Raw genomic sequence first — 14,424 nt, forward strand, 5'->3', positions numbered from 1 at the left:
GCCATGGACGACCTCGATATCCGCCGCGAGCACCGTTTTTCCGGGGCCAGCCGCATTATACTGCTCAGCACGCTGCTGTTTGCCGTCCTGGGTATCTGGGCATATTTCGGCAAGCTGGATGAAGTCTCTACCGGCAGCGGGAAAGTGATCCCCAGCTCGCGAGAACAAGTCTTGCAGTCGCTGGATGGCGGCATTCTCGCCGAGCTTACGATACGCGAGGGAGATAAAGTGCAGGCCAATCAAATTGTGGCGCGCCTCGACCCTACCCGTTCTGAGTCCAACGTTGGGGAGAGCGCCGCCCGTTATCGCGCCTCACTGGCTTCCAGCGCAAGGCTTAATGCCGAAGTTAACGATCTGCCGCTGGTCTTTCCCGATTCACTGCGCGCCTGGCCGGATCTCATCGCCTCCGAAACTCGTCTGTATAAAAGCCGTCGCGCGCAGCTTGCGGATTCAATGGCAGAACTTCAGGATGCACTGGTCTCAGTAAATAAAGAACTGGCCATCACCCAACGGCTGGAGAAAAGCGGTGCCGCCAGCCACGTAGAAGTGCTGCGCCTGCAACGACAAAAAAGCGATCTGGGATTAAAAATCACCGACCTGCGCTCGCAATATTTCGTGCAGGCGCGGGAAGCGCTGTCAAAAGCTAACGCCGAAGTGGACATGCTGGCGGCGATTTTAAAAGGACGCGAGGATTCCGTCACCCGCCTGACCGTACGCGCGCCGATGCGCGGTATTGTGAAAAACATCCAGGTCACCACCATCGGCGGCGTTATCCCGCCCAACGGCGAGATGATGGAGATTGTGCCGCTGGACGATCATCTGCTGATAGAAACCCGCTTGTCGCCGCGTGATATCGCGTTCATCCATCCTGGACAACGGGCGCTGGTGAAGATTACCGCCTATGACTACGCCATTTACGGCGGCCTGGAAGGCGTAGTCGAAACCATCTCTCCGGACACCATTCAGGACAAAGTGAAACCGGAAATCTTCTATTACCGCGTGTTTATCCGCACGCATCAGGACTTCTTACAGAACAAACTGGGACGCCATTTCTCCATCGTACCGGGCATGATTGCCACAGTGGATATAAAAACAGGTGAAAAAACCATCGTCGACTATTTAATCAAACCGTTTAATCGCGCAAAAGAAGCGCTGCGCGAGCGCTAAATCCTTGAGGATTAGGGGTTGCGGGGGCTGGTCACGCGTGTCACAAGTCTGTTATACTTGCTCTAACACATTGGGGCTGATTCTGGATTCGACGGGATTCGCGAAACCCAAGGTGCATGCCGAGGGGCGGTTGGCCTCGTAAAAAGCCGCAAAAAAATAGTCGCAAACGACGAAAACTACGCTTTAGCAGCTTAATAACCTGCTCTGAGCCCTCTCTCCCTAGCTTCCGCTCTTAAGACGGGGATCAAAGAGAGGTCAAACCCAAAAGAGATCGCGTGGAGGCCCTGCCTGGGGTTGAAGCGTTAAAACTAATCAGGCTAGTCTGGTAGTGGCGTGTCTGTCCGCAGGTGCCAGGCGAATGTAAAGACTGACTAAGCATGTAGTACCGAGGATGTAGGAATTTCGGACGCGGGTTCAACTCCCGCCAGCTCCACCAAATAAAACAAGGGGTTACGTGAAAACGTAGCCCCTTTTTCTTTGGTAATGGCGGCAAAATGGCGACAGAGTGTCGGACTGGCGGCAACAAAAAACCCGCCATTAAAGCGGGTTCTGTTCAGAAACTCATGTGGCCTTGACCACCTTTTCCAGGATGTGGCGGCGCAGAAGAAATTAGATTCGGTTTTATAATGTGCCGTACAAACGTTTCATGAGTAACGAACGTACAGCCACAATTTATATTTTGGCACTGGTTGTAACGTTCTTTTGTCGTAGCTGATACCTGAAAGCTGCTTCTGGTATGTGCTGCATGACCGCACTCTGGACAGTTCATCATCGCTGTTATCCCACCACTCTTGCCGTAGTCGCAATAATGATACAACATCATTCAATATTGAGAACCAATTATTCAATTTCAAGATCATCAATCTTTACTTCAAGCTCCATGCTGGTCGTAAATCCATTATCCGGGCTGACAGAATGCGTCAGGGTGGTAATGGTCCATTCTGCATCATCGATCGGCTGCTTAAACCCCGTGACCTTCACCGGCATTTCCGTATAGAGATCAGCCCGCCCCTCAGCGAGCTGCAGGGAAAATGAAGCAACCCCACGCTGCAGACGTTCCCACTGCATTTTTGCTGCGCGCTCTGCATTGCTCCGATTGGCATAGGTACGATTAAGAACCAGCACGTTTTCATCCGTTCCCACCAGATAATCTCCCTGTTTTGCTTCCGGCTCTTTGGGTGTGGTGGCTTTCTTTCGACGGCGCATAACACTGGTTGTCTCTTTTTTCCTGGGTTCACGCGTATGCAACCAGCTGGCAATAACACCGGTATAGGCACCACGATCAGCAAGGGTGAACCGATGACCGTCACCGGCTTTGCGTGTGATGGTGATAACCGGCAGCGGCTTGCCGCTTGCCGTTCTTCCCTGTCCCTGCCGGATAAACAGCAGATTCCCGTCTTTAACGGAAGCAATCGCCCCATACTGTCTCGCCAGTTTCATCAGAAAACTTGCATCGCTTTCATTGGTCTGGTCCAGATGATCCAGCGCCTTATCCGTCAGGTCTTTACCCAGCGCTACTTTGAGGTTATGCCGGGCGGCGATTTCCTTTACCACCTCCCCCACAGTTGTCTGATGCCATGATTTTTCGCGCCGTGTATTGAGGGTTTCACGGAAATCTGCGCTACGCGCCCGGATGGTCAGCCGGTCAGGGGCACCGCTGTGTTCAATTTCATCCACAGTAAAAGCCCCTTTAGGGAAAAGCGGCTGGCCTTTCCAGCCCAGCGCCAGCTGAATCACTGCCCCACGTCGCGGCAGGGCGATCAGCCCGTCGGCGTCGTCCAGCTCCAGATCAAGCTGGTCCGCTTCAAAGCCCCGGTTATCCGTCAGCGTCAGACTCATCAGGCGGGTATCCAGCACGGTCGTCACGTCCTTACCTTCAATGACGATACTGAAAGCCGGGCTTTTGCTGTTCAGATTCAGAAGATCAGAATTAACGTTCACTGCAGCAATCCTCCTACCGTATTCTTAATCCCCCCAATCGCAGAGGCAGCAGAGTCCTGCAAATTACTGAGCTGATCGCTGAGGCTGCCAAACATATCAGACAGCGATTCATCCACCCGTTTGAGGCTCAGCGAAAACTCGATGCGCCGGGGCATACCGCTCTCAAAAAATTCTGTTTTTGTCTGGCTCAGACTCTCGATCACAAACATTCCGTAAATCGTCCCGCTCCCCTCAATCAGAGGCCAGGCTTTCCCTAGCTCCGCCATCTGCTCCAGCGCCAGCAAAGAAGGCCTGCCGCCGGTAATCTCCGGCAGCAGGACGCCGGACAGCGTCAAGGAATCGTTATCCGGCCCAAGAAACTGCGTTGACGGGCGCCGGTTAACCCGGCTGTTGGCTGCGTGCCGCCAGCTGCGCTGATACTGCAGCTCCTGATAGGGCACGGTGCGCAGCATGAATACGTATAACCCCAGCACCATCATCATGATTCATATCCCCCTCGATCACTGAAATTACTGCGCGCTTTTGCCCTGGCCCTGCGCTCACGCTCATCAAGCTGCCGCGCCACTTCGCGGGCAATATCCTGCGCGCTCTGCCCCGGCTGGGCGGTGATATGAATAGGCGCGTTAATTTCATAACGAATTGCCTGCGGCGCACTGACGGATTTAGCTGACTGGCTTTGTTTGTACTCTATCGCTGGCAGGCTATATGGATGCAGCGGCGAGGCTTCAGCAGGAGCCGCTGCCACACCCATGACGCCCGCAACAACGGAAGCCAGTGCAGCAGTACGCCGCCTGCTGGTGACATTTGCCGGGCCGTTCACAATCTCAGGGCCATTCTCACCCACGATGCCGAACTGACCGCGCGGAATGGTACCGCCGCTGTCGTACATGCCAGCAAAACCCATCGGCGGGAATCCGCCAGGCGGCAGCACGACTTTACCGTCTGTGCTTACCGTGGCTGGTTGCTGCCGCGTGACCTGCTCAGGAAGCTTCGCTTTAGCAGCCTCCTTGCTGACAATGCCAAGTTTTTCAAGCAGCCAGGACACGCCCGATTTAAGCGAATCCAGCGGGTGCATGACCATGTTCAGCCCTGCCGCCAGCGCTTCCCCGAACTGTCGCCCCATTGACGCCGCGCTTTGCAGTTCTGCAGAGGTGGATTTAACCGGCGTCAGCAGATCAGTAAACCAGCCCCACAATGCCTGGACCTTGTCACCTATCCACTGGAAAACAGGCTGCAGTGGCTCAAACGCCGCACTGATAGGCGCAGCTGCAGCTTTGAACCCTTCAACCACTCCGCCTAAAAATGCGCTTATCGGCTGCCAGTATTTCCAGACAACCAGCGCCACGCCAGCCAGCGCCGCCACAACGAGCCCTATCGGACTAAGCAGGGCGCCCAGCAATCCAGAAATCCCGTACAGCGCAACGCGAAGGAGGGCCAGCGGACCAGAAACAAGAAAACGCAACACGCCACCGGCAGCTGTCAGCCCACCCCGCAACGCCGCCAGCGGGTTCATCACCATACCGATAACATTACGGATGCCTGACATACCGGCACGGAACACGGCAAGCGGCGCACCTGCCAGCCATGACAGGGCACTGCCAGTACGTGTTACTGCTGCAGCAACGGAAGGTAATGTTTTTACACCCAGCACAGACAGGCCAAACCGAATCACCGCAATCGGCCCAAGCACAGCAGCTACCGCCACGGCAAGTGTACCCAGCCCGACAGTGACAGCCGCCGTAGCCGCCGCCACTTTCATCAGCGAGCCAGCCAGTACGGGATTCTGCTCCACCCAGCGACGCCGCGCCCCGGTCACGCCCTTAACCATGCCCATAATATCCATCAGCGGCTGGCGCAGCGTTTCCCCCAGACTGCTGAAAGCGTTCTGCACGCCAGTCTTAACCAGCAACCACTGCGCAGACAATGAATCCTTGTTAATGTCGGATTCTTTCTGCATGGAGCCATTAGCACCACTGCCTGATGTGAGTTTCAGCTGACGCTGCAGCTCCGGCAGGTTGTTAGCCAGCTTTGCCGCATCATCGCCAAACTCTTTACCAAAAATCATTGTCATGGCTGACAGGCGTTTATCCTGCGGCAGATTGTTGACCTTCTCCAGAACCCGGTGAATGGTGCCCATGGCATCGGTGGTCATCTGCTTTTCAATCTCCGCAGGATTGAGTTTCAGCAGGTTCATACCTTCAAAGAAGCGTTTACTTTGCATGGTGGCAATGGACAGTTCACGCACCATGGCATTAGAGGCACTGGCGGCAATTTCCGGGGCAGCCCCAAGAGAAAGGAATGTTGAACCCAGCGCAGCAGCCTTTCGGAAGTCAAGGCGGTCAGCCACGCCCCCCATACGCTGCAGGACGTTAATAATGTCCCCACCCTTTGACATGGCGTTATCGTCCAGGTAGTTCAGCGCATCGCCCAGTTGTTCAATATTGCGCGTCGGCACTTTATAGAGCTGCGCGATTTTCCCCAATCCTTCCGCCAGCTCATCGGCGGGCAGCTCAAAGGCCGTTGCAGCTTTTGCCGCCGTGGATGCAAAGGCCAGCAGGTCACGTTTCTGGTCTTCGTAAGGATCGTCCTGGTTGGTCACGCCCATGCGCGCGCCACCTTCAACCAGCGCGGCATAGTCAATAGCGCCATTCTCCATCGGCAGCTGTTCACTGGCGGCCTTAATGGCATCCTGCATGTCGTAAAACTGTTTTGTGCGGTTGCCGTTGTCGTCCCGCAGCCCATTAACCTGCTTTGCAACGCCTTTCATCGCATCTTCCATGCTGGCATAGCTTTTAACAGCTGCCATCACCGGCGCGCCCATCGCCAGCCCGGCGGCAGTCGTCGTTGCTCCCGCGCCCGCGATACGATCCCGCACCTCAAGACGCCGCGAATACTGATCGCGGACAGCGTTCATTCGGGCTTGCTGCTCGCCCAGGCGTTTAAGGGATTTCTGCTGTCGGTCCAGCGCCTGCCGGGTTTCGTCGGCATTCTGCCGCAGCTCCCGCTGCGCACTGCTCAGCTTTTTGGTGTCCAGCCCGGCCTCATTGAGCGCAAGACGCTGACGCTGCACCGACTGACGCAGGCCGTTGTATTTGCTTTGCAGCTCGTTAACGCGGTTTTTTGCCTGCTCCAGCAGACGCGCCTGCGCCGCCGTCGGGCGATTAGTGGCCGAGAACTGCGTGGCAAGCTTCGCCGCTTCTTCGCGTGCGGCTTTAAGACTGTTGCCGGTGACGGCCAGCTGCGCGCTTGCCTTGCGGAAACCGTCAATACGGCCCGCCTGGGCGTCCAGTTCTTTTAATCTTGCGCGGCTTTGCTGAATGGCGGTAGCCAGCTCTTTAGAACTGGCCTGCGCTGATCGGAATGGGCGGGTGAGCTTATCAACCGCATTTAGAATTACCTGCAAACGCAGGTTAGTGTCACTCATCGCTGGCCCCGCTTCTCTGTATCGCTTTATGCCGCCACTCCAGCACTTCGGTCAGCGGCATAACGTCAGTGACGGACGGCGGCCAGTGAAAAATGGTGGCGATATCAGCCACCAGGTCTTCTACCGTCAGGCTGTCGGCAAACCGGCAAGCACCGATTTCTTCAACAAAAAAGTGACCACCTCAACCGACAGCGCGGTGAGATCGGCTGGGTCCATTTCAGCCATTTCCTGAGCGGTCAGCGCGGGCGTGGAGATGCGGGGAATAATCGTCATCATCGCGCCGACGTCCATATCCATGATCGCCTGCAGACGGGTGCCACGCAGCGCGCCGGACTGCGGCTTGCGCAGCACAATTTCGGCAATTTCGGTTTTACCGCGTTTGATTGGGGTGTCCAGCTGTACGGTTTTTTCAGTCTGTTGTTCGCTCATTGTCATTTCCTGTTAATAAGGTACTGGCGCGGCTGCCCGCGCCTTTAAAGTAGATCAGAGGCCCAGGGCGTTGCGGTGTTCTTCCATCAGGTCCACACCATCAACGATTTCAATCATGTTGATCACATCAACCTCATAGAGCACCTCGCCGTTAATGGTCAGCTTCGCGTAGCTGTTGGTGCTGCTGACTTTTGTGGTATTGCTCTCCCCGGTTTTCCATTCGCCGGAATCGACTTCTTTATGTCGCCCGCGCACAACCAGCTCAACGGCCTGCACTTCGCCGGTATCGTCACGCTGAATGGAGCCGGTGAAACGCAGCTGGATACCGTCAACGGTGGCTTTACCCATCTGTTTGAATAACAACAGTTCGGTGCCACCGATTGAAAATTCCGTGTCCAGCGCGCCATCATCCAGCCCCAGATCAACATCAGCCGAACCGGGCATACCGCCGCCGCGATACTTTTCAAACTTGCGGCCGAATTTAGGCAGGGTCAGAGACTCAACGATCCCCTGATAGTTGTTCCCGTCGTTAAACAGGTTCAGGTGTTTTAACTTGCGTGGTAAAGCCATATTGTCCCCTTACGCGCTGACCTGGCTGGAGAAATCCAGCAGATACTGATCGGTGATGCGCTGGCGCAGCATCAAGTTTTCCAGAGGCGGTACCGGCGTATAGTCGTAATCGATAGTGAGTTTCCCGGCTTTCAGGGAATCTTTATCGTTTACGGACTCATCCAGCCAGCAGTCGGCGCCGATGATATAGCCCTGCGTTTTCAGGTTGCGCAGTTTGGCGCGAATACCTTCGATAATGTCGCGGGCCAGCGACGGGTTAAGCACGCCATCCACCGCCCACATGTGCGCTTCTGCGATGGTGTCAGCCAGTACCTGCGCGGTGCGGGTGTAGTTTTCAAAGGCAAACAGAGGATCGTCACTGAGGCAGCGGGAACCCCAGAAGCGGAAACCGTCTTTGCGGATCAGCGTGGTGACATCGTTCTGGTTCAGCAGCCCCGCATCGGTTGCCGGGTCCTGCAAATCCCAGAACACATCAGCAGAAATGCCGGTGACGCCGTTCACGCCCACGTTGGACAGGGATTTGTGCCAACCGGTCTGTTCGTCAATTTTGGCACGCAGGCCAAGCGCACGGGCTGAGGCGTAAGCCGTTGCGTCAGCATTCAGCACGGTGTCAAAACTGATGAAATCAGGCCAGATCAGCATCCCCTCGCGCTGGCTAAAATTAGCGCGGTAGGCAATGGCTTCCTCTACCGTTTTGCAGCCGTAGGCTGACAGATAGGCGAACCCGCGCAGACTCTGCGCCACGCTCAGCAGCTCAGTGGCAACAGCCTGCGTGTCGTGCCCCGGCACGCCAAGAATGCGCGGCTTAACGCCGAGCTGTGACTGCGCAGATAACAACGCTTTCATGCCCGTTTTTTTACCGTCAGCTGTCACGCCGCCGATAATGTTGGAGGTTGTTTCCGCTTCGGTTTCACCCTGCGCAACGCGCACAACGACGGTCACGGGTTTAGCCTGGTCGGCAATTGCATCCAGCGAGCGGGCCAGCGTGCCGGACTCGCCTGCTTTACCGCTGGCGGTCAGCACGTCGGTAAGCAGGACCGGCTTATTAAGAGGGAACACGGACGCATCTGCATCATCGCCTGTACAGACCATACCGACAATTGCCGTGCTTACTGTTGAAATGGGGCGGGTGCCATCGTTGACCTCAACGACGCGCACACCGTGGTGATAATCCTGAGCCATAAGTCAGTCTCTCCGGTTTACAGGGGGTGTGCATATGTTCTGGTTGATAGGCGTGCGGCGCACGCGGCAGGATGTGTGTGAGAGATGGTACAATTCAGGGAGTATGAATTTGCATTTTGGCTTAGAATGAAGAAAACGATGGGCATCGCCATCCCATGCTGTGTTAGCATCAGAAAAAATTTAACCTGAATATGACTATGAACATCAGAAATGACCTTCACGGATTAACGATATTCCGCTTTGTTGCTGCTTTCTATGTATTTTTATTCCACTGTAATCTCAGATATAAGGCTGATGTCTCTGACTGGCTGCAGTCTATTATCAACAATGGTGCTATCGGGATGTCTTTCTTCTTTGTTCTTTCTGGTTTTGTCATGGCATGGGCATCAAGAAATGGCATGAAGGATAATTACTATCGTTCCCGAATTGCCAGAATATTCCCCGCTTATCTGATCATGGGATTAATTACAGCCCCTTTCCTTTTTGAGTACAACACAACGCAAATCTCAACATATATTTTATTGTTTTTAACTACTGCACAGTCATGGTTTCCGGATAGTTTTAGCCAATGGAACTTCGGCGGTTCCTGGTCCGTTTCAACCGAAATGTTTTTTTACTTTGTTTTCCCACTCCTGTTGCCAGTGATTAAAAAAAGACCGGTTGTCGCATTAGGTATTGCAGTATTGATATCATCAATAATCATACCAACATCTATGATACTAACTAATAGCGCTGCTTTTCCTCGTTATTATGTCAGCCCTATTCATCGTCTGCCCGAATTTGTCGCAGGAGTAGCCATTGGTTGTATCTTCTCTCGCGGCTTTCGCATTACCAAACTTAACAACACTCTGTTTATTCTTGCTATAGCTTCTCTATTTTTCATTTCTCCAACCAACAATAATGGCTGGATGCAAAACAACTACATTACATTACCAGCAACATGTTTTGTTGTTTATTACCTCGCAGCCGCGGCAATTAATAAAAACGCTCTTACTTTACCATTGATATATTTAGGAAAAATAAGTTACTCATTTTACCTGATGCAATTACCCATAATGATTTACATAACCAAATATCATGACACCTTTGCATCATTCCCTACATGGTTTATCTGGACATTTTTGGCCTTCATTAATTTAGTGATGGCTTCGGCTTGCTATCATTTCGTTGAAGATAATAAGACCATTAAATCTTTCATCCTGAACTGGCGACGTAAGCCGAATTCATCTTTAGAGCTAAGCTAACTCAGGTTCTTCAGGCCAAAAAACATCAGGCGCCTCAGATGTTTTTATGGCCTGCAAGTCGCGAATATAATGCATCCATAATTTCAGTTTAACTTTGTCCTCATCACTGATGAGATCGAGTTGTAGCTCAGTCTGCCACAGGCTGATGGTACTCTGAGCAACAGCCAGCAGTGCGGTTTTTTTCTGCTCTGCAGCCTTAACCTGAGCATTTTTTTGCATCTTCTCATCTGTTACCCACTCGCTACCGTTCCAGTTATCATAAGGTGTTGACGGTGCTACGAGCGTTATACTGTCGTCATACGCTCCCGGCACAGAAATGACTATCGGTTTGCCTGTCGCCGTTTCATAGGCTAGCTCCCCCCGGTGGTCTTCGATATATTCCCAGAGATTACTGCCCACATTACGGCAAACAGTAAAACCGCATTTTTTCACTGGGGGCGCATCTGTGCATGAGTCGGCAGGGATACCAACCCCAACAGAGAGGTATTCAACTGACTCAGACAGATATTCTCCCGTACAACTGTCATAGTTATAAACCGTGATATCACCGGCTTTTGTGGCAATACCGTTTTTATTTAGTGTCGCTTTAGCCATTACGCCGCCCTCACAATAAAATTGAATGCCACGCTACGTGGGCGAGTTTCTGTTCCACCTGGATCCTGAAATGCAGGCGCTACTGAGCCATCAGGCTGGTTTATGCCATTGGTATAAATTCCCCTGATGCCTGTTTCGACACCAAAAACGGTATTATTCCCGGCTGCACCGCCTGACCCCAAGAAGGGATGCTTGTGTGTTTTGAACTCATCGGCAGCCCAACCGAGCAAATTCTGAGAAGGGTTAACCCCGCGTCCGTCGTCATAACCCCGTATGAACTCGCCACGCATATCCGGCAACACGCCAGACGGGTATGTCACACCTAACTTGCTGTATTTATTCTTATCAAATGGCGCGCCATTCACTTTCAAAAAAACCATGTTTTTCATGTCGTCAAATACGTCACTCGGCATCTGCGCCAAAGGCCATGCAAAAGGAGAGCCAATAACCGGTGCACCACTTCCCATCCCCAGATAAGCCGCAATACTGGCTGCATCTACTTTCCCCAGCATCACGCGCATAAACTCACTGATCGCGGTCACTGCCACCTGTTTATCTCCAGTGAAATAAGGGAAGGTGTTCTGTTGCATCGTCAGCCCGGCAAAGGCTGTCAGCACATTGTTCAGCGGCTGCTTACCTTCAAGCAGAAGATCAATACCAAGATTTTTTCGGGCATCCTCTTCGGTTGCTGCCCCGGTTCCACCTGCACTCACAGGCAGCGCTATCACCTGACCGTTATTGACTACCCTAGCCCCCCATGAACCGTCCTCACGGATGACCAGGCATTTTTTCATGTCCGGTGTATAGAGTACGGTCTGGTTTGGGCTTGTTGGATTAACAATATTGAAAAGTCCGGTATTCTGTAAGAACTTCTGCTTATCAGGAATATCAGCACCATTTTCGGCTTTTTTAAGCATTCCTGTTGCAACCTGATCGACGTATTGACGGGTTGCAAGCACTACCGATGGATCAATCTTCAGGGTGATATTGTCCGTGCTGCTGGTAATAAGTACCATACGAACGGTCTGCGTGCGCCCGCTGCCCTCTGCCAGCTGCGGCTTGTAGCTCTCCGGGCAGTTACCGACGGCAATCAGAGCGCCGGTTTCATCAAACAACCCAACTTCACGAATCCACCAACCGCCCTCTGTTTCAGGTATCACCTGCTCAGCTATCACCTGGCTGCTATTCTGCGGATCGATATACAGCATATTCAGAGCTGCACGGCGTTTTTCACCGACCAGCTTTGTCTGCTGTGCGTTTGGCGTTGGCAGCACGCCGCCGCCATCTGTGTAATTTTAAGCGGAACACCGAGCGCGGCGGCATTTGCCAGTTTCGCCGCGCCGATATCCGTCAGCAGGGTATAAAATTTTGCGCTCATGGGTTCACTCTCATTGTGTCAATAACATGGACGGCGCCGCCCTCGTAGGCAGAACCACCGGAAAGGATGGTTTCGTTGATATACGGGTAAATCGTGATTTCTTCGCCGCTATAGGTGGCAGCCCCCACAAAACATGGCCCGCTCGTCTGCAGATTTATGGACATGCCTATCAGATGCCGACTGCAGGGTTTGGCGTCACCGATCAGGCGCTCCAGCTCCAGATAGGTTTCCTCTGTTATGCCCTGGTCCTGCACCCCAATATCCAGGCGAAACGTGCCCGGCGCCTCACCGGTCTGCCACCATTCAATGATGCGGATCAGAAATCCGAACGGCTCCACCACACGCCGCACTGCGCTGGTTGTGCCCTTATGCTGATGGATATAGAACGCATCCTGCACCACGCGGCGCTTCACGCTCTCCGCCCATCCTTCGTCCCAGCGATCAACCGAAAAGGCCCACGCCAGATATGGCAGAAACTTGACCGGGCATGTTGCCGGGTTCCATAAATCGCGCAGCGGCACCTTCAGATCGGAAATTCCGCTGCAGGTCTGCGCCAGGCGGCGCTCAAGCGGCGATGAACCAGGAGGAAGCAGACTATTCATCCGTCCCCCCGTTGGTTACGCTCCATTCCGTACATGAAGCGGCTTGTGTCTTATCCAGCACCACATCAGCGAGCGGCGAGGCCAGTTCAACACGTTGCACACCTTCCACATGCAGCGCGGCATAAATAGCACTGCGGCGAATATCGCGCCCCAGCCTCGTCAGGCTGGCGATATATTTCTGCAGGCTGACCTTTGCCGCCTCCATCACCGGCTCAGCTTCTGGCCCCGGGTAAAGAAAGATCGTTGCATCTACGCTGTACGGAATAATTTCAGCGCTGCGCACCGTCAGACGGTCAGCAACCGGCCGCACGTTCTCACTGTTAAGCGCCTGTTCAACCACCGCCAGCAGGTCCGCCGCTGCCGTTCCGTCGCCCTCACGGCTCAGTACGGTAAGCACCACCTCCGCCGGTGCCGGGCTGGTTGCGCTGGCGTCAGCGACTCGCCCGTCCGTGCTTTTAGCGTGAAACTCATAAGCCGCCTTTGGCCCCGCAACGGACAGCCCCTCAAATGCAGCTGGAACACGCAGGCGCAACGCCTCGTCACTTTCCATTACCGCTGGGACCGGCGGCACCGCGTCGTTATCGGCAGGTGTAACCGTCAGCCGCTTCACGTTGTAGTTGGCCGCCATCTGATCAAGATCGCCGCCTATGGCATAAGCCACCATGACCGCCTGCGCCGCCTCGTTGATACGTTGGCGCAGCAGGATTTCCCGGTACGTGTTTTCCTGCAGTTGTTTGGTGATGGGTTCAGATTCCAGCTCAAGCGTGCGCCGCACCGCGTCCTGTTCGTCTGCCGGATACAGGGCCACAAAGGCGGCCATACGCTCAGCCAGCAGAGATTCAAAGTCCGGCACGTCAACAATTTGCGGCGCGGGGAGCTGGGAAAGGTCAATGACTGCCATTTTCTGCTCCTGTTGATACCGAAAGTGAAACAGGCGCGCCGTTATTGCCCTTCCCGGTTAGCTCAACCACCATGGAGCCGTCAAAGCTGCTGTTGATGGTGATGGAATCCAGCATAAGCCGAGGCTCCCAGCGACTCAGCGATACGTAAACAGCCGCCATAATCTGCAGGCGCAGCGCCGGGTTCTGGGGCTGGTCAATCAATGCTGACAGCGGGGAACCATATTCCCGGCGGGCTATACGGCTTCCCTGGGGAGTCAGCAGAATATCCCTGACCGACTGCCGCAAATGGTCCGCATCAGAAATGGCTTTGCCATTGCCCTGATTCATACCGATATACAGCGTCATACAGGACCTCCCGATGTATCGCCGCCGGACTTAACGCCGGTATGACCGTGTTTATCGACTACGATCCCGTTAGAACTCATGGCGCCGCCGCCCTGGGTGACGCCACCATTGATCACCACCTCGCTGTTTATGCGCGTGTTACTTGCTTCCACCACAAACTCCCCCGTTTTCAGGGTTATGTTATCTGCAGCCTCGATCACCATGGATTTGATACCCCGCACATGCCAGCGGCCGGTCGAGGGTTCATATTCAAACCATCCACCGTCCGGGTATTCCGTTACGCAGCCGTCCACTGATTCCGACGGTGGCGCGAACTGGTTGGAATAGATCGCAGGTAAGGCAAAAGCGGTTTCCAGATTGCCGCCCATACTCAGCACCACCACCTGCTCATCCGGCGACGGGCACCACCATGTACGGGCACCGCCTGCGCGCAGTGTCAGCCAGTTAATCCAGTTGGTTTCAAGCTCGCCCACTTTCACCCGGCACAGCCAGTTTTCCCGGTCCACTTCGGTTACGATGCCGGTGCGGATCAAGTTGGTGATAAGGCGCATGATTTCGGTTAGTTGTGCGTTCATATTTTTAATTTGCCAGCCAAAGCAAACTCAGGCATGTTTTGAACATTGTTTCGTAAATCACACAATGTGAA

At 54.0% G+C, this 14,424-nt stretch carries 15 protein-coding genes, 1 other RNA gene and 1 pseudogene; 3 read left to right on the forward strand and 14 right to left on the reverse strand.

Annotated elements, in window-relative coordinates; translation table 11 throughout:
• Nucleotides 1–3: 3 nt before the first annotated feature.
• Both OGY18_RS03195 and ssrA read left to right on the forward strand, forming a co-directional pair.
• Entirely contained in the window at nt 4–1,167 is a 1,164-nt protein-coding gene (locus OGY18_RS03195) for a beta-barrel domain-containing protein (protein ID WP_122973896.1), read from the forward strand.
• A gap of 72 nt (nt 1,168–1,239) precedes the next feature.
• Nucleotides 1,240–1,603, forward strand: a transfer-messenger RNA (tmRNA) gene (gene ssrA / locus OGY18_RS03200).
• Between the two features lie 117 nt (nt 1,604–1,720).
• On the opposite strand, the gene OGY18_RS03205 is transcribed toward ssrA, so the two are convergent.
• The 8 genes from OGY18_RS03205 to OGY18_RS03240 all read right to left on the reverse strand — a co-directional run bounded on the left by OGY18_RS03205 (nt 1,721) and on the right by OGY18_RS03240 (nt 8,713).
• A complete protein-coding gene (locus OGY18_RS03205) occupies nt 1,721–1,939 on the reverse strand; it encodes an ogr/Delta-like zinc finger family protein (protein ID WP_000980498.1) in 219 nt (72 codons plus the stop codon).
• A gap of 68 nt (nt 1,940–2,007) precedes the next feature.
• Nucleotides 2,008–3,108, reverse strand: coding sequence for a phage late control D family protein (locus OGY18_RS03210; protein ID WP_286551686.1), 1,101 nt, complete (start codon nt 3,106–3,108; stop codon nt 2,008–2,010).
• Entirely contained in the window at nt 3,105–3,590 is a 486-nt protein-coding gene (locus tag OGY18_RS03215) for a phage tail protein (protein WP_286551688.1), read from the reverse strand. The genes OGY18_RS03210 and OGY18_RS03215 overlap by 4 nt, the downstream gene beginning before the upstream one ends.
• On the reverse strand, nt 3,587–6,532 hold the full coding sequence (locus OGY18_RS03220) for a phage tail tape measure protein (RefSeq protein WP_286551689.1): 2,946 nt from the start codon (nt 6,530–6,532) through the stop codon (nt 3,587–3,589). Before OGY18_RS03220 ends, OGY18_RS03215 begins: the two co-directional genes overlap by 4 nt.
• Nucleotides 6,525–6,644 carry a GpE family phage tail protein gene (locus OGY18_RS03225; protein ID WP_007848878.1) on the reverse strand — a complete coding sequence of 40 codons (120 nt, stop codon included), beginning with the start codon at nt 6,642–6,644 and terminating at the stop codon, nt 6,525–6,527. Before OGY18_RS03225 ends, OGY18_RS03220 begins: the two co-directional genes overlap by 8 nt.
• Before the next feature lie 14 nt (nt 6,645–6,658).
• Nucleotides 6,659–6,961: a phage tail assembly protein gene (locus OGY18_RS03230; RefSeq protein WP_014884889.1), complete on the reverse strand. Its 303-nt coding sequence runs from the start codon at nt 6,959–6,961 to the stop codon at nt 6,659–6,661.
• A 54-nt stretch (nt 6,962–7,015) separates the two neighbouring features.
• On the reverse strand, nt 7,016–7,531 hold the full coding sequence (locus OGY18_RS03235; protein WP_007848874.1) for a phage major tail tube protein: 516 nt from the start codon (nt 7,529–7,531) through the stop codon (nt 7,016–7,018).
• Between the two features lie 9 nt (nt 7,532–7,540).
• Entirely contained in the window at nt 7,541–8,713 is a 1,173-nt protein-coding gene (locus tag OGY18_RS03240; protein WP_007848866.1) for a phage tail sheath protein, read from the reverse strand.
• A 197-nt stretch (nt 8,714–8,910) separates the two neighbouring features.
• On the opposite strand from OGY18_RS03240, the gene OGY18_RS03245 reads away from it, so the two are divergent.
• A complete protein-coding gene (locus OGY18_RS03245) occupies nt 8,911–9,957 on the forward strand; it encodes an acyltransferase family protein (RefSeq protein ID WP_159109693.1) in 1,047 nt (348 codons plus the stop codon).
• Here OGY18_RS03245 and OGY18_RS03250 read toward each other — a convergent pair.
• The 6 genes and pseudogenes from OGY18_RS03250 to OGY18_RS03275 form a co-directional block, all read right to left on the reverse strand.
• The gene (locus tag OGY18_RS03250) at nt 9,949–10,551 is read right to left on the reverse strand and encodes a tail fiber assembly protein (protein WP_159109694.1); all 603 of its coding nucleotides are present in this window, start codon (nt 10,549–10,551) and stop codon (nt 9,949–9,951) included. The two genes, OGY18_RS03245 and OGY18_RS03250, sit on opposite strands and share 9 nt — an antisense overlap.
• A pseudogene (locus OGY18_RS03255) lies at nt 10,551–11,929 on the reverse strand (phage tail-collar fiber domain-containing protein). Before OGY18_RS03255 ends, OGY18_RS03250 begins: the two are co-directional and overlap by 1 nt.
• Nucleotides 11,926–12,531: a phage tail protein I gene (locus tag OGY18_RS03260; RefSeq protein ID WP_200035909.1), complete on the reverse strand. Its 606-nt coding sequence runs from the start codon at nt 12,529–12,531 to the stop codon at nt 11,926–11,928. Before OGY18_RS03260 ends, OGY18_RS03255 begins: the two are co-directional and overlap by 4 nt.
• On the reverse strand, nt 12,524–13,432 hold the full coding sequence (locus tag OGY18_RS03265) for a baseplate assembly protein (RefSeq protein WP_286551697.1): 909 nt from the start codon (nt 13,430–13,432) through the stop codon (nt 12,524–12,526). Before OGY18_RS03265 ends, OGY18_RS03260 begins: the two co-directional genes overlap by 8 nt.
• A complete protein-coding gene (locus tag OGY18_RS03270; protein ID WP_286551699.1) occupies nt 13,419–13,778 on the reverse strand; it encodes a GPW/gp25 family protein in 360 nt (119 codons plus the stop codon). Before OGY18_RS03270 ends, OGY18_RS03265 begins: the two co-directional genes overlap by 14 nt.
• Nucleotides 13,775–14,353: a phage baseplate assembly protein V gene (locus OGY18_RS03275; protein ID WP_105540689.1), complete on the reverse strand. Its 579-nt coding sequence runs from the start codon at nt 14,351–14,353 to the stop codon at nt 13,775–13,777. The genes OGY18_RS03270 and OGY18_RS03275 overlap by 4 nt, the downstream gene beginning before the upstream one ends.
• Nucleotides 14,354–14,424: the final 71 nt, after the last annotated feature.

Origin of the sequence: Citrobacter sp. Cpo142 (assembly GCF_030332425.1) — a bacterium.
Classification (GTDB): Bacteria; Pseudomonadota; Gammaproteobacteria; order Enterobacterales; family Enterobacteriaceae; genus Citrobacter; species Citrobacter portucalensis.

Coding starts and splice junctions, on each gene's coding strand:
- OGY18_RS03195 (WP_122973896.1), top strand. CDS start 4: ATGGACGACCTCGATATCCGCCGCGAGCACCGTTTTTCCGGGGCCAGC.
- OGY18_RS03205 (WP_000980498.1), bottom strand. CDS start 1,939: ATGATGAACTGTCCAGAGTGCGGTCATGCAGCACATACCAGAAGCAGC.
- OGY18_RS03215 (WP_286551688.1), bottom strand. CDS start 3,590: ATGATGATGGTGCTGGGGTTATACGTATTCATGCTGCGCACCGTGCCC.
- OGY18_RS03220 (WP_286551689.1), bottom strand. CDS start 6,532: ATGAGTGACACTAACCTGCGTTTGCAGGTAATTCTAAATGCGGTTGAT.
- OGY18_RS03230 (WP_014884889.1), bottom strand. CDS start 6,961: ATGAGCGAACAACAGACTGAAAAAACCGTACAGCTGGACACCCCAATC.
- OGY18_RS03235 (WP_007848874.1), bottom strand. CDS start 7,531: ATGGCTTTACCACGCAAGTTAAAACACCTGAACCTGTTTAACGACGGG.
- OGY18_RS03240 (WP_007848866.1), bottom strand. CDS start 8,713: ATGGCTCAGGATTATCACCACGGTGTGCGCGTCGTTGAGGTCAACGAT.
- OGY18_RS03245 (WP_159109693.1), top strand. CDS start 8,911: ATGAACATCAGAAATGACCTTCACGGATTAACGATATTCCGCTTTGTT.
- OGY18_RS03250 (WP_159109694.1), bottom strand. CDS start 10,551: ATGGCTAAAGCGACACTAAATAAAAACGGTATTGCCACAAAAGCCGGT.
- OGY18_RS03260 (WP_200035909.1), bottom strand. CDS start 12,531: ATGAATAGTCTGCTTCCTCCTGGTTCATCGCCGCTTGAGCGCCGCCTG.
- OGY18_RS03265 (WP_286551697.1), bottom strand. CDS start 13,432: ATGGCAGTCATTGACCTTTCCCAGCTCCCCGCGCCGCAAATTGTTGAC.
- OGY18_RS03270 (WP_286551699.1), bottom strand. CDS start 13,778: ATGACGCTGTATATCGGTATGAATCAGGGCAATGGCAAAGCCATTTCT.
- OGY18_RS03275 (WP_105540689.1), bottom strand. CDS start 14,353: ATGAACGCACAACTAACCGAAATCATGCGCCTTATCACCAACTTGATC.